Genomic DNA, 20,222 nt, shown 5'->3' with positions numbered 1-20,222 from the left:
CTGGATGTGATGGGGAGGCCGCCTGCAGCCAACGCCGGATTCGCACGCATCGCGTGCGAACGGCAAGGCCAGCGAACGCCATGGCATCGGCGAGAATGTCCCCATGCCATCGTCAGCCCCGCCAAAAATTCCCGGCCGCGGTCAATATCGTGCAGCGGACCGGCAGCGCGCTGGGCGCGGTGGCGGTGGTGGTGGCGCTGGTGCGGAGCCCGGATGGCGGATACGTGCCGGCGATCGCGGTGCTGCTTGCGCTCTCGGCACTGGCGCTCTGGCCAGCGCGGGGAATGCGGCCGTAACTCGGGCGGGGCCTCGGGTCGCGGTCCCGGGTGGAAGCGGTTCCAGTCGGTCAGCGGATCGTCGAGCAAGATCTCGTGTCCGGGTGCATCCATCTTAATGGCGACGCCACTCCGTGCAGGCTCGAACACGGTGGCGGCGCACGTCGATTTCCAGCGCGCTGATTCGTCGCTCTACAGGACCACCGCAGTGGATGCCCGGAAATACTCTTTCCCCGATTGATCCGCGCGTTTCCGAACACGCTCGGGGGGCAGTGCCGGCCACTGCAGGTCCGATCGATCCAGACCACCGACAGGAGACATGTGATGCCCTATATCGACGGTTTCGTCATGGCAGTCCCGACTGCCAACAAGCAGAAGTTCATCGACCACGCCAACCAGGGCGATTCGGTGTTCGTGGAATACGGCGCCACCCGCGTCCTCGAATGCTGGGGCGACGACGTGCCCAAGGGCGAGCAGACCGATTTCCACCGCGCCGTACAGGCGAGGGACGACGAGGCCGTCGTCTTCTCCTGGATCGAATGGCCCGACAAGGCGACCCGCGATGCCGGCATGGAGAAGGTGATGAAGGATCCGCGGCTCTCGCCCGAATCCAACCCCATGCCCTTCGATGGCAAGCGCTTGATCTATGGCGGCTTCACACCGGTGGTGGAAGTGGGCGCGAAGTCCTGAGCTACGCGCGCGCGGCACGTGCTGCCGCAGCAAGCATGCTGAAGGTCATTCCGCATGGACGTGGAAGCGGGCCGCTAGCGAGCGGCCCGCTGCCCCGCTTGTCGTCTCCTGCGCGGGTTACGTCGTCGCAGCGGCGGTCGAGGGGCCCGCATAGTCGACGATCAGGCCGACGCGGCGGTTGTCCCGTCCGGCGTCGCCATAGGCGTCCGGGCGCACCAGGCGGTTCTCGTCCTCGCCATAGCTGACCGCGCGGACCTGCCCGGCCGGCAGCCCGGCGGTGTTGACAAGGTAGTCGCGAACGGCGTCGGCGCGCGCCTGGCCCAGGCGCTTGTTGTAGGAGGCCGGACCGGCGGGATCGGTGAAGCCCTCCACCGTGACCAGTGCCTGCGAATGGCTGCTGCGGATGACGTCGGCGAAATCGTCCAGCAGCGGCTTGGCCCGTTCGTCCAGGGTCGCGTCGTCGAAGCCGAAGTAGGCGGCGGTATCGAGGCGGGTCCGGCCGGCGAGCTGGGTCACCAGGGCATCGTGCTTGTCGGACAACGCCTGGATCTGCGAGGCGAGTTGCTGGTCGGCCGCGCGGAGCTCGGCAACGGTGGCGTCGAATTCGTCGCGCTTGATGTAGTTGGTGCAGCCCGCGAGCGCCGCCGTCAGCGCGAGCGCCGCGAGACCGGCGTGGCGCGAAAGTTGTGATGCCATGGGGAAATCTCCTACAGGGAAGGCAAATCGGATAGCAGCCTGTTCAGCCGCGAAAGCGCGCAGAACCGGGGGATGGCCGCCGGTCGACGCTAACCGAACATTTCTTGCCTTCCCGTGAACGACAGGGGCCAAAACAGGTGTGTTTTGTGATAGCGAAACCCCAGGCGCACGCCGGTGAAGCACGACGTCCTGGCGGTCCTGGCGATCGGGACCTCGACTTCCGGCGCATTGAGAACGTGTACCTCGCGAACGGAGCGCAACGGCGATCAGAACGGGTCCACCATCCCCGCCGCCTTCAGCGACATCCAGATGCCCATCGCCACCATCATCAGGTTCTCGGTGAGCGACACGAACCCCAGCGGCACCCGGCTGGCGCCGCCCACGCAGGCACACTTCACGTCGCGCCGGTCGATGTAGACCGTCTTGAACACCGAGACCGCACCCACGCTGCCGATGAACAGCGCCACCGGCACCGACAGCCACGCCCACGCGTTCGCGACCATCAACAGGCCCGCCAACCCCTCGCCGTACGGGTACAGGTAGGCATAGGGCACCCAGCGCTTCGCCAGCAGGTCGTAGTTGAGGAGCATGCTGGAGAAGCTTTCCACGTCCTGCAGCTTCAACAGCGCGAGCACGCACATGCTCAGCGCGACGAACCACTCCGCCGCGCGCACCGTCAGCATCGTGCCGAACACGGCGTAGCTCAGTGCCGCGGCCAGCAGTGCCGTCATCGCGAACAGCACCGCCACCGGGCGGTAAGTGGTTGCTTCGGGGTCGCGCACCTTCAGGCCGAAATGGCGGCGCAGGTCGTCGTAGCCGCCGATGCGTTCGCCGCCGATGAAGGCCTGCGGCGTGGTTTCGACATCGTGCTCGGCCTGGAACCGATCGGTCTCGGCGCGCGTGGTCAGCCAGTGGTCGTCGACCTCGAAACCCTTGCGCTTGAGCAGATGGCGGGCCTTGAGCCCGAACGGGCAGACGTGTTCGGGCATCACCATGCGGTACAGGGCGGCGCGCGGATGCGCATCGGTGTTCATGCTGCCTCCGGATCCGGATCGGGCGACCCCTTTATAGGCGTCTGCCCCGTAATCCGGAGTCAAGAACGCATGCGGGTTCCGCAGCCTTCACCGCTGCATCGCTCCAGGCCGGTCGCCGCGGCGAGCAACAGCAGCAGAAGGCCGGCGAAGGTTGCGGTGGTGTGGTTCGATCCCGCCGCGGCTTCCGAGAAACCTCAATAGAACGCGATGCCCGGCCGCAGCACCAGCTGGAACACCGCGAGAAGCGCGATCACCGCCGCCAGCAGCGCACCGATCGGCCAACCGCCAGCGCCCTCCAGCGGCCGCACCGCGCGGTTCCGCCACGCGCCGGCCTGCATCCACGCCAGCCCGGCCACCGTCACGATCACCGGCAACAGCAGCACCTCCACCCACTCCCGCGGCACCCGGAAGGGTACGATCAGCGCGATCGCGAACAGCGCCGGAAGCGCGGCGGCCAGCCACACGAAGCGCATGCGTGCGCCGGCGCCGGCGACCTGCACCGGGTCTCCGGCCAGCTCCAGCAACGGCCGCAGCAGCCACAGCGCGAACGGTGGCATCGCGGCCAATGCCAACAGCGCCATCGTGGTTTTCGCGGCAGGCCCCAGCCCGAAATACGTCATCGCCATGCCGACATCGCCCTGCGGGACCAGTGCGCCGATGACGGCCTGCGGCAATGCCATGAACACGCCGCTGAAGGCCATCCAGAACACCAGCAGCCGCCACCACGCCGGCCCTGTGCGGGTGCGCCGCAGCCACAGGCCGGCGGCGATGCCGACCAGCAGCGTCGCCAGCGCGCCGGTGCCCTGGAACAGGGAAGCCAGCGGATGCGTGCCTTCCCAGCCGTGATTGTTGTGGAACAGCGTGGGGCGCAGACCCGGCGTCAGTGCCTTTGGCAGCACCAGGAACAACTCCTGCACGAAGAACGTCACGTTGAACGCCAGCGTGTACAGCAGCATCGAGGCCACGCTCGTGCGCCAGCGCCAGGGGGGCGATGCTTCTCGCGGAACCGGCGATTCGCCGCGCGTGCGCACCATGCCGATCACGGCGAACGCCAGCGGCGCGACAACGAGAACGAGCAGGGCGGCAATCGGAAGCATGGCGGACGTTGTGGGCCAATGGAAGGATGCACGATGGGCCGATAGCGGGCCGCCGTCGTCGCCTGGCGCAGTATCCTACTGGCGGGCAGGTGCGGCGGCACCTGTCGATCGACACGGGGATGAGGGCGATGACGCAAAGCAACCGGAGGGCCGCCACGGTGGCTCGTCCTGGATTGGCCGCGGAGGCTGGCCGGTTCGTCTATCCATTCTTCATGTTGCACATGCTGGGGTTCGGGCTGTCGGGCTTCTTCCTGGCCTACGGCGGCGACACGCCCGATCTCGGCTTCCTCTACGCCCACGGCGGCATCGCCATCCTCGTCTATCTGGTCTTCTACCTGGTGCTGTTCGGGGTCGACCAGGTCAAATGGATGCTGATCAATGCCGGGCTCGGGATCCTGGGCATCCATGCCCAGATCGGCTGGATTCTCGGCCGTTTCGGCAAGCGGGTGGAGGACTACCCCTGGTTCGTGCACGTGGTGCCGTTCCTGTACTACATCCTCTATACGTTCCTGCTCCGCCAGTTCCTGCTGGACATCACCCGCTCGCGAACCGACGCCCAACGGCGGGCATGGGTGGAGTCGGGCTACGTCGTCGTTTCGCTTCTGGCGTACGCATACCTGCTCTGGCGCACTGGCCCGCGGCAGTAGATTTCCCCCTACACCTGCTTCGTCTTCCATTTGCCGCGCGTGAACAGCCACAGGGTGAACAGGCCCACCGTGGTCTCGGACACGAACACGCCCCAGAACACGCCGGTGTGCTGCCAGTCGAGCTGGATGGCGAGCACGTACGAGAGCGGAATCTGGATCAGCCAGAAGAACACCAGGTTGATCCAGGTGGGCGTGGCGGTGTCGCCGGCGCCGTTGAAGGCCTGCACGGAGACCATCCACCAGCCGTAGACGAAGAAGGAATACGAGAGGATCCGCAGCCACTCCCCGCCGATGGCGATCACCGCGGGATCGTCGGTGAAGATCGCGACCAGCCGATCGTGCAGCAGGAAGAACGCGACCGACACCGCCACCATGTAGATCATGTTGTAGCCGCCGGTCCGCCACACCGACGCCTCGGCGCGGTCCGCATGGCCGGCACCGAGGTTCTGTCCCACCAGGGTGGCTGCGGCGTTGGACATGCCCCACGCCGGCATCATCACGAACATCATGATCCGGATCGCGATGGTGGCGCCGGCGACCGCCTCGCTGCCGATGCTGGCGAGGATCCGCACCAGGAAGATCCATGAAGTCATCGCCACGATCATCTGGCCGACCCCGCCCAGCGAGGTGCGCACGATGTTGAGCAGGATCGCGCCGCGCCAGACCAGCTGCGAGGCCGCCACCTTGATGTGGCGGCCGCCGCGGAACAGGATCCACAGCTGCATCAGCACGCCGGCGCCGCGGCCGATGTTGGTGGCGATGGCGGCGCCCTCGATGCCCATCGCCGGGATCGGGCCGAAGCCGAAGATCAGGATCGGGTCCAGGACGATGTTCAGGCCGTTGGCCAGCCACAGCACGCGCATGGCGATGGCCGCGTCGCCGGCGCCGCGGTAGATCGCGTTGATCACGAACAGCAGCATGATCACCGCGTTGCCGCCGAGCATCCACTGCATGTAGCGGTAGCCGTGTTCGAGGGTCCACGCATCGGCGCCCATCAGGCGCAGCAGGTCCTGGGCGTAGACGATGCCCGCCAGCGCGAACGGCGCCGACACCAGCAGCCCGAGGAAGATCGCCTGCACGGCCGTCACCGCGGCCTCCTCCGGCTTGTGCTCGCCGATGCGCCGGGCCACGACCGCGGTCACCGCCATCGCCAGCCCCATCGCGACCGAGTACAGCAGGAACAGGTAGCTTTCGGTCAGGCCCACGGTGGCCACCGCCGACGATCCCAGCTTGCCGACGAAGTAGATGTCCACCACCGCGAACGTCGACTCCAGCACCAGCTCCAGCACCATCGGCACCGCCAGCAGGAACACCGCCTTGCGCAGCGGGATCTTCGTGTAGTCGGCGCCGGTGCCGCGGATCGCCTCGCGCAGCGCCGCCCAGACCGACTGCGGCGGCGGCGGCGGAGCGGCCGTCGCGTCGGTGCCGGTCTCGGCGGTGGGATTCGGTTCGTTCGTCATGTTGGCGACTCGATTCACGGAAAGGGCGAAGGCCGCGGCCGGGTGGACGAGGCCGGCGATGCCGACACCATGGGACGACGGATCGGGGGCTGCGAAATCGACACGGTGCGCCGGGATCGCGAGGCCATCGGACCCGCGATCGGGATACGGGGGGCGAGCGGCGGAACTTACCAGCCCCATCGCCCAGGTTCCAAGTCCCGGAAGTTGCGGGAAGTTGTGCGGCGATGCGATGCCGCGGGTCGCCCCGTGCCCCCGTCCGTCTCATGGCGGTTCTTCGCCGGCATGGCGGCGCATGGGGCTCGGCGGGTAAAGTGGTTCGCCTCCATCCAAACGAGGTGCTCCGATGACCCGGACCGGCGGATGCAAGTGCGGCGCGGTGCGCTACACGATCAGCGCGGAGCCCGTGACCGCGCGCCTGTGCTGGTGCCGCGACTGCCAGTACTGGGCGACCGGCAATGCGGCGGTCAACATCGTCGTGCCGCGCGCTGCAATGGCGGTGGAAGGCGACCTGCGCACGTGGGACAGCCTGGCCGACAGCGGGCGGCACATGCGCCGATCGTTCTGCGGCACCTGCGGCACGCAGGTATTCAGCGAGGCGCGCGAGAACGCCGACGCCATGGTGGTGCGCGTCGGCACGCTGGACGCCGCCGGCGACATCCGGCCGGAGAGCGTCATCTGGACGGAGTCCGCGCCGCCGTGGGCGTCGATCGACCCGGCGCTGAAGGCGTTTCCCCGGCAGCCGACGTGATGGACCTCGAGCGCGTGACCGCACGCCCCGTGCCGCCAGGCCAGAGGCGTCCATCCATTGTCATCCAGGTGCTCGCGTCCCCGCTCCGGCGGCCCGGATCGAGACGGTGGCTGTCGCTGCCTCTGGCGTTGGCCGTCCTGCTTGTTGCCTGTGAGGCGGAGCGGGCTGCCCCGGCGACGCAGGCGGATCGGGGTGAACCGGCCGTCCGTCAGTCGCTTCCGCAGGACGCGGGCGCCGCAGCGGACGCCGGGCCCGTGGCGGGAGATCCCGGGCGTCCGCTGCCACCGGAGCGACGACTGCAGGTGACCGTCGAGGGACAGGCCGAACTGCGCCCTGCACGCCTGTTCGAGAGTCCGCAGGGTTACGCGCTCTACGTGCTGCCGCAGATCGCCGTGACCCAGGAGGAGCCCTGCTGCGACCTGGCCTATGCCCGGGTCGACGACGGTTTCTTCATGCGCATCGAGCGGATCGACCCGCAACAGGAACTGGACACGCTGCGCAAGAACGTCGAGCTGGCGCTGTCGGACGTGGGCACGCCAGAAGACGTGCCCCCCGCGCAGGCCGGCGCCGACAACGCCCGCGACGCCGAGCTGTTCCTGCGCGCCCGCGGCGACGGTGTCACCGTGAACATGCCGGTGGCCAGGATAGACGGCGGCCGCTATCGCATCACCCTGCACCTGCCGCACCGCGAGGCCGCGGAAGGCATCACCCCGAGCCTGTGGGCAATGCTGGGAAGCCTGACGACCACGGGTCCGCGCCCGGAGATTTGACCGCTCGCCGGGGAACGTCGACGGAGCAGGGCGATCGCCTGCCCTGAGGATCCTCGTCCGCTGACGAGTGGACCCGCCCCGATCCTGCCCGTCGGTACCGCCGCCACGTCGATCCGGGCCGGACACGTTCGTCGTACCAGCAAGCGCCCCCTCGGGGCATGTCAACCACCGGAGTCCGCCTGCGCATTTCTCGTCCGTTCGCCCTGCTGGTCCTCTCCCTCGCCACCACCGGCGCCTCCGCCGCGGAGGTGGTGTACGAACTGGAACCGGAGCACACCTTTCCCAGCTTCGAGGCCGACCACATGGGCGTGTCCACGTGGCGCGGCAAGTTCAACGCCAGCCGCGGCGAGGTGCGCCTGGACCGCGAGCGCGGCACCGGCAGTGTCGAGGTCGTGGTCGATGCGCGCAGCATTGATTTCGGCCTGGACGCGCTCAACGAATGGGCCATCGGCAAGGACCTGCTGGACACCGACCGCTACCCGGAAGCCACCTACCGCGGCAATCTGGTGGGCTTCCGCGACGGCGCGTCCACCCGCGTCGAGGGCGAGCTCACCCTGCGTGGCGTCACCCGTCCGCTCACCCTCGCCATCGACCGCTTCCACTGCCAGCCGCACCCGATCTTCAAGCGCGACTGGTGCGGCGCCGATGCCCACGCCACCTTCGACCGCAGCGAGTTCGGCCTGGATGCCGGCAAGGACCATGGGTTCGACATGGACGTGACGTTGCGCATCCAGGTGGAGGCGAACATCAAGGCGGAAGAGGCCGCCACCTCGTAGCCGCGGGGGCCGGGGCGCACGGGACCCCGGGTTCGCGCATATGCCATGGCTGGTGCCGGAACCGCGAGTGCCGATCTCCGGGGCTGGCGCCTGGCTGTCCGCGCCCGCGCCGTGTCAATCGCCGCCGCCGCCGTCGGCGGCCAGGGCGTACACGCGCACGTAATCGACTTCCATCGTTGCCGGGAACGCGCCGGTGTCCACGCCCTTCTGGCCGCCCCAGTCGCCGCCTACCGCGATGTTGAGCAGCAGGTGGAAGGGGCGGTCGAAGGGCCATGCGTCCGGGCCGCTGCCCTCGTTGGCGAACGTGAACACCGGGGCATCGTCGATGTAGCCGCGGATGGCGTCCGGCGTCCAGTCCACACGATAGCGGTGGAAGCCGGACATCGCGCCCGGGACCGTGTGCGTCGCGGTCCTCTGCGTGCCGATGACATGGTTGTAGGTCTTGGTGTGCACGCTCATGTGCACGCGTTCGGGATCGAAGCCCACGTGCTCCATGATGTCGATCTCGCCCGAGTCCGGCCAGCCGCCATGGGCACGGTCCGTGGCCAGCATCCAGATGGCGGGCCAGGTGCCGCGCCCGTGCGGCACTCGGGCGCGGGCCTCGATCCGGCCGTAGAGGAAGTCGCCCTTGCCCCTGGAGACCAGCCGTGCCGAGGAATACTCGCGCTCGCCCGCCGGTTCGCGACGGGCGGTGATGGTCAGCACGCCGTCGGCGACCGCGGCATTCCCGATGCGGTCGGTGTAATGCTGCAACTCGTTGTTGCCCCAGCCGCCGCCGCCGAGGTCATGGCTCCATTTCGCCGGGTCCGGCGGTCCCGTGTAGTCGAACTCGTCCCGCCAGGCGGGGACCGGTTCGAAGGTCCAGGTTCGCTCCGCCCCTGCCGCGGTCCCGGCATGCGGCGCGTCCCGGGCCGCCGGTTGGCCGGCGCAGCCCGCGAGGAACGACCACAGCAACGCTCCAAATATCCTGCCCGTCAGGTGTCGCGCATCCGCCATGAGGACTCCTCGATCGCGAGGCCCGATCGTACCGCGGTCCCAGTCTCGACACAGTTCGCCCGCCCTTCGACGGCAATATCGCTCGACGCCGCTGGTCAAGGGCGCTCGCAGGCAGGCACGATTCGCTCTTCGCTGTCGCCGGTCGAGCTCGCTGCGGCTCCGCGCCTCAGTCCACGCAGAGGGTGACCGCGACGCCGGCAGTCACGCGCTGCCGGCATCCGAACCGGTTGGTGTCGGCGCTGCAGGTGCCGCCCACGGCGGTGCCGTCCCCGCTGCCTTCCGGTGCCAAGCAGAGCCCTTCGCACTGGTCGCTGTCGGTGCAGGCCGCGCCGGCATCGGTGGTCTGCAACAGGCACTGCTTGACCGATGCGCGACCCAGCTGGGTCCACTGGCCGCCACGCTGCAGGCACTCCGCCTCGCCGGTTACGGGTGCCGCGGCCGGCCGCTCCGCCGGCGCGCCGCAGGCAGCAAGCAGGACGAGCAGCAGGATGGAGGCGATCGGCTTGGGCATGGCGGGTGTCCACGGGAGAGGGGGAGGCAGTCTAATTGTCGAATCCGCGTACACGGTACAGCTCGACAGGCGCGCCCGCGTGCGGTGATCCATCGCCCTGCCACGATCGCCGCCCTGCCGAGTCGATGCACGCGCGCCTCCGGTCAGCGACCCGGCACGAGCGTCGCGGGCACGCGCACGGCGGCACCCGGCCCGTCCTCGTCGGCCATCCGCACTGCACGTGCACGCACGCCCGGTCCGGCCAGTCGTCGGGAGTGGGTACAAGGCTCGGCGGAACCCCGCAGGGCATCGGGTGCGCGGTCCAGAGGCGCCGGCGCGGCGGCGGCCCGCACACGTCCGCGCACGCCGTCAGGCAGGCGTCGCGAGCTTCAAGCCGATGATGCCCGCCAGGATCAGAGCCAGGCTCACGATCCGGCCCGCGTTCGCGGGTTCTCCCATCAGGACGATGCCCAGGATGGCCGTACCAACCGCACCCACGCCCACCCATACCGCGTAAGCCGTACCCACCGGCAGCGATTTCATCGCGATGCCGAGAAGGCCGAGGCTGATCGCCATCGCGAGCACGGTACCCACCGTGGGCCAGAGCCTGGTAAAGCCCTCCGTGTACTTGAGCCCGATCGCCCAGCCGATTTCGAACAAGCCCGCCGCGATGAGAATGAACCAGTGCATGTTCCACCTGTAATGAATGCGGATTGCGTTCGCTGGCAGGGCTTCAAGAGCGCTGCGAATCGCGACACGTGCTGCATAGCACATCCAGCGCCGGAATCGAACCGATCGGCGAAGCGCGTCGGCTCGAATGACGGGCGGCACTCAGTCGGCGAAGCTCACCTGAGTGGGGCTGTCGACCTGGACGTGCGTCTGGTAGTAGTACTTGCCGGTCGGGCGGCCATCCGCCAGGAAGTCGATCCTGACGCGCTTGGCGACGCCCAGGACAACGAGCCTGCGGTTCTTGAGGCCCTGTAGCCCGACGCCAAGTCGCTGCTCGAGCGATGGAACCATCGACGTCGGCATCTTTACGGTGAGATTCCTTTGGTCGCGATAGTCACGCTCGGAGTTCAAGAACGTCCGATCGCTGTACGAGTTCAATGCCTTCACGGTGAGAACGAAATGGCCACGTACACCATTCAAAGGGTCGTCGTTGGCTGCGCGAACGGCATCCACGGGCTCGATCCAGCCCTGGGTGTTGCGAGGCACGGTTGAGCAGGCAGCCAGCATCGCCGCCATGGCAAGCGCGATCAGTAGACGCATGAAGTCCTCCTTGAGTGCCGACGCCCAGGGTCGCGCCGCACGAAGCGGCGCCGATTCGGCGAGTCTTGGGAAACGAGGGGTGTGGCCTGCGCCTGGTTCAGGCCATCGGCAGCTTCAGTCCTTGCTCGCGCGCGCAGTCCTTGGCAATCCCATACCCCGCGTCCGCATGGCGCATCACGCCGGTGCCCGGGTCGTTCCACAGGACCCGCGCAATGCGTTTGTCGGCTTCCTCGCTGCCGTCGCAGACGATCACCACGCCAGAATGCTGGCTGTAGCCCATGCCCACGCCACCGCCGTGGTGCAGCGATACCCAGGTGGCGCCGCCGGCGACGTTGAGCATGGCATTGAGCAGCGGCCAGTCGCTGACGGCGTCGCTGCCGTCGGCCATGGCTTCGGTTTCGCGGTTGGGCGAGGCGACGGAGCCGGAATCGAGGTGGTCGCGGCCGATGACCACCGGCGCCTTCAGTTCGCCGTTGCGCACCATCTCGTTGAAAGCCAGGCCCAGCTTATGGCGCTGGCCCAGGCCGACCCAGCAGATGCGCGCGGGCAGGCCCTGGAAGCTGATGCGTTCGCGGGCCATGTCCAGCCAGTTGTGCAGGTGCTTGTCGTCGGGGATGAGCTCCTTGACCTTGGCGTCGGTCCTGTAGATGTCCTCCGGATCGCCGGACAGCGCCACCCAGCGGAACGGGCCGACGCCGCGGCAGAACAGCGGACGCACGTAGGCGGGGACGAAGCCGGGGAAGCCGAAGGCGTTGGCGCAGCCCTCGTCCCTGGCCATCTGGCGGATGTTGTTGCCGTAGTCGAAGGTGGGCACGCCCATCCGCTGGAAGGCGAGCATGGCTTCCACGTGGGTGCGCATCGAGCGCTTGGCGGCGTCGCGCACCTTGTCCGGGTCGCCCTTCTGCTCGGCGAACCATTGCTCCACGGTCCAGCCGATCGGCAGGTAGCCGTGCACCGGGTCGTGGGCGCTGGTCTGGTCGGTGACGGCGTCTGGGCGTACGCCGCGCTCGACCAGTTCGGGCAGCACTTCGGCGGCGTTGCCGAGCAGGGCGATGGACTTCGCCTCGCCGGCCTTCGTGTACCTGTCGATACGGGCGAGGGCGTCGTCGAGATCGGTCGCCTGCTCGTCGACATAGCGGGTCTTGAGGCGCATGTCGATGCGGCTCTGCTGGCATTCGACGGTGAGGCTGCAGGCGCCGGCCAGGCTGGCGGCCAGCGGCTGCGCGCCGCCCATGCCGCCGAGGCCGGCGGTGAGGATCCATTTGCCGGTGAGGTCGCCGCCGTAGTGCTGGCGGCCCATCTCCACGAAGGTCTCGTAGGTGCCCTGCACGATGCCCTGGCTGCCGATGTAGATCCAGCTGCCGGCGGTCATCTGCCCGTACATCATCAGGCCCTTGCGGTCGAGCTCGTGGAAGTGTTCCCAGTTCGCCCAGGCCGGCACCAGGTTGGAGTTGGCGATCAGCACGCGCGGGGCGTCGGGGTGGGTGGGGAACACGCCGACCGGCTTGCCGGACTGGACCAGCAGGGTCTCGTCGTCGCCCAGGGTTTCGAGGGTTTCGAGGATCCTGTCGAAGCAGGCCCAGTCGCGGGCGGCGCGGCCGATGCCGCCGTAGACCACCAGGTCCTCCGGACGCTCGGCCACTTCCGGGTCGAGGTTGTTCTGGATCATCCGGTACGGCGCTTCGGTCAGCCAGGACCTGCAGGTCAGGTCGCTGCCGCGCGGGGCGCGGATGCGGCGGGACGGATCATGGCGGGGGTCGGACATGCGTGGCTCCGGAAGCGATTGGCGTGTGCCGCAGTGGCGGCGCGCGTGAACCACGGAATTATCGCATTGAGGCGCGGAAGGTCCGAAGGTCCTGGCCGCGATTTGCTCCCTCCCCCGTTCACGGGGAGGGCTGGGGTGAGGGCGACGGAACCGCGTTGGCGTCCGGCGTATGGATGTTTCGAGTGAGCGGTTTATGGAGCATGTCCACTCGATAGCGAGTGGCGGCGTTCGCTGTGCCGGCGCCGGCTTGCCCCCCATCCCAACCTTCCCCCGCAAGCGGGGGAAGGAGCGGAGTGCGGGTGCCGCGATTTGCTTCCTCCCCCGTTCACGGGGGAGGGCTGGGGTGGGGGCGACGGAGCCGCGTGGACGTCCGATGTATGGACGTTTCGAGTGAGCGGCTGCGAGCGCCGGGCAGGCGAGGGCCGGCTCAGAACAGCAGGTTCACCATCGCCACCACTACCAGGGTGTAGGTCAGCGACAGCGGAGCGCCGACGCGCCACAGTTCGCGCGGGTTGTAGCCGGCCGGGCCGGTGATCATCGACAGCACCGGGTTGGACTGGGTCATGAAGTTATTCGAGGCCGATAGCGCCACGATCAGGGCGAAGGCGGTCGGGTCGCCGCCGGCGGCGAGCGCGAGGTTGATCGCCAGCGGCACCACCACGATGGTGGCGCCGACGTGGCTGATGACCAGGGAGAAGGCGGTGGTCAGGATGGCGACGGCGATCTCGATCACCCACACCGGCAGTCCGCTGGGCAGCTGCTCGATGGTGTGGCCGGCCACCCAGGCGGCGGCGCCGCTGCTGTCCATGGCCCAGCCCAGCGGGATCAGGCAGGCCATCAGGAACACCGTCTTCCAGTTGATGGCGCTGTAGGCCTCGTCCATCTTCAGCACGCCGCAGACCAGCATGCCGGCCACGCCGGTCATCAGCGCGATCGAGGTGGGCACGCGCGAGGACAGCGCGATCAGGATGGTGACGGCGAAGATCGCCATCGCGATCTTGAACTTGTGCGGGCGCTGCTCGCCCTTGGGAAAGTCGGTCACCACCACGAAATCGCGGCTGGAGCTTTCCGACAGCGCCTGCCAGAAGCTGTGCAGCACCAGCATGTCGCCGGCGCGCAGCGGCAGGTCGCGCACATTCTCGCGGATCACCTCCTCGTCCTTGCCGCGGTTGACCGCCAGCAGGCGGATCCCGTGCTGGCGCCGCAGCTGCAACTCGTTGGCGCTCTTGCCGATGAACTTGGAGGTCGGCGGGATCACCGCCTCGGAGATGCCGGCGCGGGCCGGGTTGAACAGGTCGCCGAAGTTGCGCAGGCGCGTGCTCATGCGCAGGAACTGGTTCTGCGCGAAATCGGCCACCTGCTGTCGCGTGCCCATGGCCCCGAGCACGCTGCCCACCCAGATGCGGGTGTCGGCGGCCGGCGCCAGCTTGGCCTCGTTGTCGCTCTTGAGCGCCAACAGCACCGGGGCGTCGTGCAGGGCCTCGGCCTCGCCGAAGGTCATGCCGACCAGCGGACTGTCGGCGGTGACGGTGAGCTCGTACACGTCGCCCTCGATGCCGTAGACGCGGGCGAAGTAGCTCTGCGTGCGCGCCGGAGTCACGTTGCTGTCGTTGCCCTCGCGCAGCTGGCGGTTGCCGAAGAAATGGAAATAGGCCAGGCCGGTGGCCAGCAGCGCCAGGCCGATCGGCAGCGGCGCGAACATGTTCAGCGGTTCCAGCGTGGCCACGCCCGAGGGCAGGTTGGCGTTGGCGGCCACCAGCAGGTCGTTGAGCAGGATCAGTGGCGAGGTGCCGACCATCGTCAGGCTGCCGCCCATCACGATCGCCACGCCCAGCGGCAGCAGCAGCTGCGACAGGCTCATGCCGGTGCGCGAAGCCAGCCTCGAGGCGACTGGCAGGTACAGCGCCATCGCCGCCGGGTTCTGCATGAAGGAGGAGTTGAGGCCGGCGATCGCCGAGGTCAGCAGCAGCAGTCGTTGCTCGACGCCGTGCGCGCGCCGCAGCAGCCAGCCGGCCAGCCGGTTGAGCGCGCCGGTGCGGTCCAGGCCCATGCCCAGGATCATGGTGGCGATCACGCTGATCACGGCATTGGACGAGAAGCCGTTGAACACGTCCTCCGACGCCACCTGGCCGGTCAGCCCCAGCAGCACCAGCACCACCAGCGCCACCAGGTCGGCGCGCACCCGCTGGAACACGAACAGCAGCATCGTCAGGCTCACCAGACCGAGGACGATCTTCATGTCCGTGGTGAGCGAGAGGGCGGTGTCCATCAGGGCCGGGATTGGTGATTCGTGATTCGTGATTGGAAAGCGGGCGGCAGGCGGCGGGCCGTCAGCCGGTGGACCCGGTGCCGTTGTCCCGGCAAAGGCCGGGGTCCGTTTCGCTTTGCCGGCGGGTCACGGTGGATCCCGGCCTTCGCCGGAATGGTGTCGGGTCCTGAGGTTCCCCGTGTTTTCCTGCAATCGATTCAACGGCTTGGCTGCTTCCCCCCTTTGAAAAAGGGGGGTTGGGGGGATTTGCTCGGTGCCCGACCAAGCAACAGCAACAGCAAATCCCCCTCGATCTCCCTTTTTCAAAGGGGGAGGATAGGCTGCGAGAAATGTGGGGAAACCTCAGTATCGGGTCCGGTGGCTGGCGGCGCCGGGTTCCGCGCCGCGAGACGCGCGTCTCAAGTGCCCTCCGCTTTTTCGAATCACCAATCACGAATCACGAATCCCGGTCATAAATCAAATCCCATACCCCGTGGCCCAGGCGCCGGCCACGGGTCTCGAAATGGGTCTGCGGGCGCCAGTCCGGGCGCGGCACGTGCCCGCGTGCACCGGCGCGGTTGCGCAATCCCGCCGTTGCGTCCAGGACGTCCCACATCTGTTCGGCATAGTCCTGCCAATCGGTGGCGAGGTGCAAGCGTCCGCCGGGCGCCAGCTTGCGCACCAGCAGGCCGGCGAAGGCCGGCTGCACCAGGCGGCGCTTGTTGTGGCGCTTCTTGTGCCAGGGATCGGGGAAATAGATGCGGATCTCGTCGAGCGAGGCGTCGGCGATCTCGTGCTCGAGCACCTCCACCGCATCGTGGTGGTAGACGCGGACGTGGTCGCTGCCGTCCTCGGCCAGGGCGTTCAACAGGCGGCCGACGCCGGGGGCGTGCACCTCGATGCCGATGTAGTCGCGCGTGGGATCGTGGCGGGCGGCGTAGCGCAGCGCCTCGCCGTTGCCGAAGCCGATCTCCAGCACCCGCGGCGCGCTGCGGCCGAACACGGCGTCGAAGTCGCGCGGGCCGGCCTGCTGGTCGGCGGGACGGAAATCCAGCCCGAAGCGCGGCCACGACAGGTCGAACGCCCGCTGCTGGGCCTCGCTGAAGCGGCCCTGGCGCAGCACGAAGCTGCGCACGCGGCGACGGCCGGGCTCGACGGTGAAGGGCTTGTCCCGGCCGGCCTCGCTCACGCCCCCCCTCCCCGTAGAGCGGAGCTTGCTCCGCTGCGCGGGCTCCGGAGCCTGGAGTAGCGGAGCAAGCTCCGCTCGGGGCTGGGGCGGGGGTGAAGGTCGCGCGTGGCCCGCCGGAGTTCCAGCCGGTTCCTGTCGCGACTTCCGTCGCTCCCACGGGAGCATGACGCACTCGCCCAATGGCCCCGTGGGAGCGACGGAAGTCGCGATGCTCTCGGCAGCCGCGACTCCGGCCGCGGTAAGCCGTCGATTTCGCCGCCTCTGCGACGGTCGCCGTTCGGCAGGCGGGGGACGATCGGCGGCCGGATGAGCGCCTGCATCAGCCGATCAAGCCGTCCACCGGGCTGGAGGCGCTGGCGTAGCGCTTGCGCGGGATGCGGCCGGCGAGGAAGGCGTCGCGGCCGGCCTCCACCGCCAGCTTCATCGCCCGCGCCATGCGCACCGGGTCCTTCGCGCCGGCGATGGCGGTGTTCATCAGCACGCCGTCGCAGCCCAGTTCCATCGCGATCGCGGCGTCCGAGGCGGTGCCGACGCCGGCGTCCACCAGCACCGGCACCTTGGCGTTCTCGATGATCTCGAGCAGGTTGTACTTGTTCTGGATCCCCAGGCCGGAGCCGATCGGCGCCGCCAGCGGCATCACCGCCACGCAGCCGATCTCCTCGAGCCGGCGCGCCAGGATCGGGTCGTCGCTGGTGTAGACCATCACCTCGAAGCCGTCGGCGACCAGCTGCTCGGCGGCCTCGAGCGTCTGCACCACGTCGGGGAACAGCGTCTTCTCGTCGCCCAGCACCTCGAGCTTGGTGAGGTTGTGGCCGTCGAGCAGCTCGCGCGCCAGGCGGCAGGTGCGCACCGCGTCGGCGGCGGTGTAGCAGCCGGCGGTGTTGGGCAGGATGGTGAAGCGGTCAGGCGGCAGCACGTCGAGCAGGTTGGGCTCGCCCGGGTTCTGGCCGATGTTGGTGCGGCGGATGGCGACGGTGACGATCTCGGCACCGGCGGCCTCGGTGGCGGCGCGGGTTTCGTCGAGATCCTTGAACTTGCCGGTGCCGGTGAGCAGGCGCGAGCGGTAGCGCTTGCCGGCGATGACCAGTGGGTCGTGCGCAGACGAATCGTTCATGACGGGATTATGGCGGTTTGGGGCATCGAAATGTAGGGACGCGTGATTGCCCGCCCTTGCAGGAGGGGCTTCAGCCCGCGCCAGGCAGTCCCATCGGTGGCGGCCACGATAAACGCGCCGCCGCGCGTTGCGAAGGGAAACTGCGTGGAGAGCATCTGTCGGCGGATTGCGCAGGGTTGGGGCCGAAGCCCTCCTGCAGTGAATACAGGCCGCAAAGCGACAACGGCGGAGGGGCCTTCGTGGGCGTCGCGGTCGCCCATGTCATCAAAACTGAACCTTCGCCATGCAGCATCGGCGGCCGTCGCGCAGCTCCGCGATGTCCTTCCCCCGTATCAGGATTGGTTCACATGCAGATGAAGCGCCGCCGCCTCAGCGGTTCGATCCGCCGTGCCCTCGTCGTCGGTGCCTGTGCCGCGATGGCTTCGGCCCCGGCATGGGCACAGCAGGACGCAGCATCCGCCATGGACGGCACCGACCGACGCGCCGACGCCACCGAGCTCGACAGCATCGTGGTGACCGGCCGCGCCGGCACCGGCATCCGCACCAAGGCCGAGACCAGCTACTCGGTCACCAACATCGAGGAGGAGGCGCTGCGCCTGCAGGCGCCCACCAGCGTGACCGAGTCGCTCAAGTCGGTGCCCGGGTTCTGGGTCGAGGCGTCCGGCGGCGAGGCCAGCGGCAACGTCCGCGCCCGCGGCATCCCGGTCGACGGCTTCGGTTCGGTCAACATCCTGGAAGATGGCGTGCCGGTGGTGCACGACCCCTCGCTGGGTTATCTCAATGGCGACCAGGCATTCCGCCTCGACGAGACCATCGAACGCATCGAGGTGGTACGTGGCGGCCCCTCGTCTGTGATCTATCCCAACGCCCCGGCCGGTGCGATCAACTACATCCCGCGCCGGGTCGGCGACGAGGACGAGGGCATCGCCAAAGTGACCGTGGGCGACTACGGCCTGCAGCGCATCGATTTCTGGTACGGCACGCCGCTGGCCGGCGACTGGAAGCTGGGCCTGGGCGGCTTCCATCGCCAGGACGACGGCATCCGCGACCCCGGCTACACCGCCAACGACGGCGGCCAGTTCCGCGTCAACCTGGCACGCGAGTTCGAGCGCGGCCGCCTCAGCATCGACGCCAAGCACATGGACGACAAGGTCATGCTGTACCTCGGCATCCCGATGCAGACCGACGAGAACGGCGACATCCGCGCCGTGCCCGGCTTCGACGGCCACTACGGCACGGTGGCCGGCCCGGAAACCCGCCGCCTGGCGATGCCAATGGGCGACGGCGGCGTCTGGGACTACGACAACGCCAAGGGCACCCACGTCCGGCGCGACCAGCTGACGGTGAAGTTCGACTACGACCTGGGCGCAGGCTGGCAGGTGTCCGACGCGCTGGGCCTCACCCATACCAGGACCACCCGCAACGGCGTGTTCGCGCTGAACCTGCAGAGCGCGTCGAGCTTCCTGGAGGACCAGGCCGAAGACCTCGCGTCGCAGCTCGCCCAGGTGCCGGGCGCCGCCGGCCTGCAGCTGAGCTACGCCAACGCGCCCGGCGGCGTCTTCGACGTCGCCGGCCAGAACGGCAACGGGCTGATGATGGTGGGCGGCCTGCGCGGCCTGGAGATGCCGGTGAAGGAACTGGTCAACGACCTGCGCCTGTCGCGCGACTTCGATGTCGGCGGCCAGAACCACAACCTGACCCTGGGCTACTACTACGCCAACACCAACGAGGACTTCGACCGCTATTCCTCCAACGTGCTGCTGGACGCGCAGGACAACGCCCGCCTGCTGAATCTGGACGTGGTGGACGCCGACGGCAACGTGCTGGCCACCCTCACCGAGGATGGGGTGTCGCGCCACGGCTACGAATGGGGCAACGCCTCGGGCGAATCCACGACCCATGCGCTGTACCTGGCGGACGAGTGGCAGGTGAACGACGCCCTGCGCATCGACGCCGGCGTGCGCTGGGAGGAGATCACCGCCGAGGGCTGGACCGAGGTGCGCACCACGGAGGACGGCGGCACCCCGGCCACGGCGGCGATGCTGACCGGCTCTGGCCGGTTCCTGCACTACGACACCAGCTCGGACAAGGTAGGCTGGACCCTGGGCGCGAACTACCAGTTCGGGCGCAACTCGGGGCTGTTCGGCCGCTGGACTTCGGCCTTCCGCCTGCCCAGCCTCGGCAGCTACGTCACCCGCGGCGACAACGCCTGCGACGGCCGGACCGGGGCGGAGTTCGACCAGTGCGTGGCCGAGCGCCAGGCCACCAACAACGACGCCGCCATCACCCAGACCATGGACCTGGCGGAGATCGGCTACAAGTACAGTGACGCGTTGTTCAGCCTGTTCGCCACCGGCTTCTACACCAAGTACGACAACGTCGGCTTCAGCAACTACGTGTTCGACAACAACGGCGTCTCGATCCGACAGCAGGGCTATGCCAGCACCCGCACCTACGGCCTGGAACTGGAAGGCATGTGGTATCCCGCGGACTGGTTCGACCTGCAGCTGACCGCCACCCTGCAGAACCCGGAGTACCAGGACCTGAAGTACACCGAGGATTCGGACGACGGCCCGGTGCTGCGCGACTTCGTCGGCAACCGCCTGATCCGGGTGCCGGAGACGAGCCTGCGCCTCGTGCCCGGCGTGAACCTGCTGGACGGGCGCCTGCGCCTGCAGGTGGCCTGGGAGTACCAGGGCGACCGCTACGTGGACACCGCCAACTCGGTCAAGCTGCCGGCCTACGACGTGTTCAACGCCAGCGCCCGGTTCGAGATGACGCCGGAGTTCACGCTGTACGGCTACGTCGACAACCTCGGCAACTCGCTGGGCCTGACCGAGGGCAACCCGCGCGCGGGCGAACTGCAGAGCGGCGACGCCGGCGCCAACAGCTTCATCGCGCGGCCGCTGCTGGGCCGTGCGTTCCGCCTGGCGCTGATGTACCGCTTCTGACGAGCCG

Annotated in this window: 19 protein-coding genes; 7 read left to right on the top strand and 12 right to left on the bottom strand. The window is 68.5% G+C overall.

The features are described 5' to 3' along the window. The first annotated feature begins 149 nt into the window (after positions 1-149). Together U3649_RS17295 and U3649_RS17290 are read left to right on the top strand one after the other, a co-directional pair. Positions 150-296, top strand: a complete 147-nt coding sequence (locus tag U3649_RS17295) for a hypothetical protein (protein WP_407352527.1) — start codon at positions 150-152, stop codon at positions 294-296. 303 nt (positions 297-599) lie between these two features. Beyond that, on the top strand, positions 600-965 hold the full coding sequence (locus U3649_RS17290; RefSeq protein ID WP_407352526.1) for a DUF1428 domain-containing protein: 366 nt from the start codon (positions 600-602) through the stop codon (positions 963-965). Positions 966-1,082: 117 nt separating this feature from the next. Here the strand turns inward: U3649_RS17290 and U3649_RS17285 are convergent, their stop codons facing one another. The 3 genes from U3649_RS17285 to U3649_RS17275 all read right to left on the bottom strand — a co-directional run bounded on the left by U3649_RS17285 (position 1,083) and on the right by U3649_RS17275 (position 3,792). Continuing rightward, positions 1,083-1,661: an OmpA family protein gene (locus U3649_RS17285; protein ID WP_407352525.1), complete on the bottom strand. Its 579-nt coding sequence runs from the start codon at positions 1,659-1,661 to the stop codon at positions 1,083-1,085. 266 nt (positions 1,662-1,927) lie between these two features. Then, a complete protein-coding gene (locus U3649_RS17280; protein WP_407352524.1) occupies positions 1,928-2,695 on the bottom strand; it encodes a MauE/DoxX family redox-associated membrane protein in 768 nt (255 codons plus the stop codon). A 194-nt stretch (positions 2,696-2,889) separates the two neighbouring features. After that, positions 2,890-3,792 (bottom strand): hypothetical protein, encoded by a 903-nt coding sequence (locus tag U3649_RS17275; RefSeq protein WP_407352523.1) that lies wholly within the window; start codon positions 3,790-3,792, stop codon positions 2,890-2,892. Positions 3,793-4,004: 212 nt separating this feature from the next. Between U3649_RS17275 and U3649_RS17270 the strand changes: the two genes are divergently transcribed. Then, on the top strand, positions 4,005-4,439 hold the full coding sequence (locus U3649_RS17270; protein ID WP_407352522.1) for a hypothetical protein: 435 nt from the start codon (positions 4,005-4,007) through the stop codon (positions 4,437-4,439). 8 nt (positions 4,440-4,447) lie between these two features. Here the strand turns inward: U3649_RS17270 and U3649_RS17265 are convergent, their stop codons facing one another. Further along, positions 4,448-5,899, bottom strand: coding sequence for an MATE family efflux transporter (locus U3649_RS17265; protein ID WP_407352521.1), 1,452 nt, complete (start codon positions 5,897-5,899; stop codon positions 4,448-4,450). A gap of 343 nt (positions 5,900-6,242) precedes the next feature. Here U3649_RS17265 and U3649_RS17260 point away from each other — a divergent pair, with 343 nt between their 5' ends. The 3 genes from U3649_RS17260 to U3649_RS17250 all read left to right on the top strand — a co-directional run bounded on the left by U3649_RS17260 (position 6,243) and on the right by U3649_RS17250 (position 8,193). Next, positions 6,243-6,647: a GFA family protein gene (locus tag U3649_RS17260; protein ID WP_407352520.1), complete on the top strand. Its 405-nt coding sequence runs from the start codon at positions 6,243-6,245 to the stop codon at positions 6,645-6,647. 302 nt (positions 6,648-6,949) lie between these two features. Then, positions 6,950-7,417, top strand: coding sequence for a hypothetical protein (locus tag U3649_RS17255; protein ID WP_407352519.1), 468 nt, complete (start codon positions 6,950-6,952; stop codon positions 7,415-7,417). A 158-nt stretch (positions 7,418-7,575) separates the two neighbouring features. Next, the gene (locus tag U3649_RS17250) at positions 7,576-8,193 is read left to right on the top strand and encodes a YceI family protein (protein ID WP_407352518.1); all 618 of its coding nucleotides are present in this window, start codon (positions 7,576-7,578) and stop codon (positions 8,191-8,193) included. A gap of 114 nt (positions 8,194-8,307) precedes the next feature. On the opposite strand, the gene U3649_RS17245 is transcribed toward U3649_RS17250, so the two are convergent. From U3649_RS17245 to U3649_RS17210, 8 genes are all read right to left on the bottom strand, one after another. After that, complete coding sequence (locus tag U3649_RS17245) at positions 8,308-9,189, bottom strand: family 16 glycosylhydrolase (protein WP_407352517.1); 882 nt, start codon at positions 9,187-9,189, stop codon at positions 8,308-8,310. 166 nt (positions 9,190-9,355) lie between these two features. Next, a complete protein-coding gene (locus U3649_RS17240; protein WP_407352516.1) occupies positions 9,356-9,700 on the bottom strand; it encodes a hypothetical protein in 345 nt (114 codons plus the stop codon). A 348-nt stretch (positions 9,701-10,048) separates the two neighbouring features. Then, a complete protein-coding gene (sugE, locus tag U3649_RS17235; RefSeq protein ID WP_407352515.1) occupies positions 10,049-10,369 on the bottom strand; it encodes a quaternary ammonium compound efflux SMR transporter SugE in 321 nt (106 codons plus the stop codon). 141 nt (positions 10,370-10,510) lie between these two features. Then, on the bottom strand, positions 10,511-10,948 hold the full coding sequence (locus tag U3649_RS17230) for a hypothetical protein (RefSeq protein WP_407352514.1): 438 nt from the start codon (positions 10,946-10,948) through the stop codon (positions 10,511-10,513). Between the two features lie 97 nt (positions 10,949-11,045). Beyond that, entirely contained in the window at positions 11,046-12,713 is a 1,668-nt protein-coding gene (gene hutU / locus U3649_RS17225) for a urocanate hydratase (RefSeq protein ID WP_407352513.1), read from the bottom strand. A 427-nt stretch (positions 12,714-13,140) separates the two neighbouring features. After that, positions 13,141-14,982 carry an SLC13 family permease gene (locus U3649_RS17220; RefSeq protein WP_407352512.1) on the bottom strand — a complete coding sequence of 614 codons (1,842 nt, stop codon included), beginning with the start codon at positions 14,980-14,982 and terminating at the stop codon, positions 13,141-13,143. Positions 14,983-15,418: 436 nt separating this feature from the next. After that, positions 15,419-16,150 carry a tRNA (guanosine(46)-N7)-methyltransferase TrmB gene (gene trmB, locus U3649_RS17215; protein WP_407352511.1) on the bottom strand — a complete coding sequence of 244 codons (732 nt, stop codon included), beginning with the start codon at positions 16,148-16,150 and terminating at the stop codon, positions 15,419-15,421. Between the two features lie 319 nt (positions 16,151-16,469). Beyond that, positions 16,470-17,264, bottom strand: a complete 795-nt coding sequence (locus U3649_RS17210) for a thiazole synthase (protein WP_407352510.1) — start codon at positions 17,262-17,264, stop codon at positions 16,470-16,472. 461 nt (positions 17,265-17,725) lie between these two features. On the opposite strand from U3649_RS17210, the gene U3649_RS17205 reads away from it, so the two are divergent. Then, positions 17,726-20,215 (top strand): TonB-dependent receptor, encoded by a 2,490-nt coding sequence (locus tag U3649_RS17205; RefSeq protein ID WP_407352509.1) that lies wholly within the window; start codon positions 17,726-17,728, stop codon positions 20,213-20,215. The last annotated feature ends 7 nt before the right edge of the window (positions 20,216-20,222 follow it).

Source organism: Luteimonas sp. R10 (genome assembly GCF_045689605.1).
Classification (GTDB): domain Bacteria; phylum Pseudomonadota; class Gammaproteobacteria; order Xanthomonadales; family Xanthomonadaceae; genus Luteimonas.
This window is presented reverse-complemented; position numbering and strand designations above follow the sequence as displayed.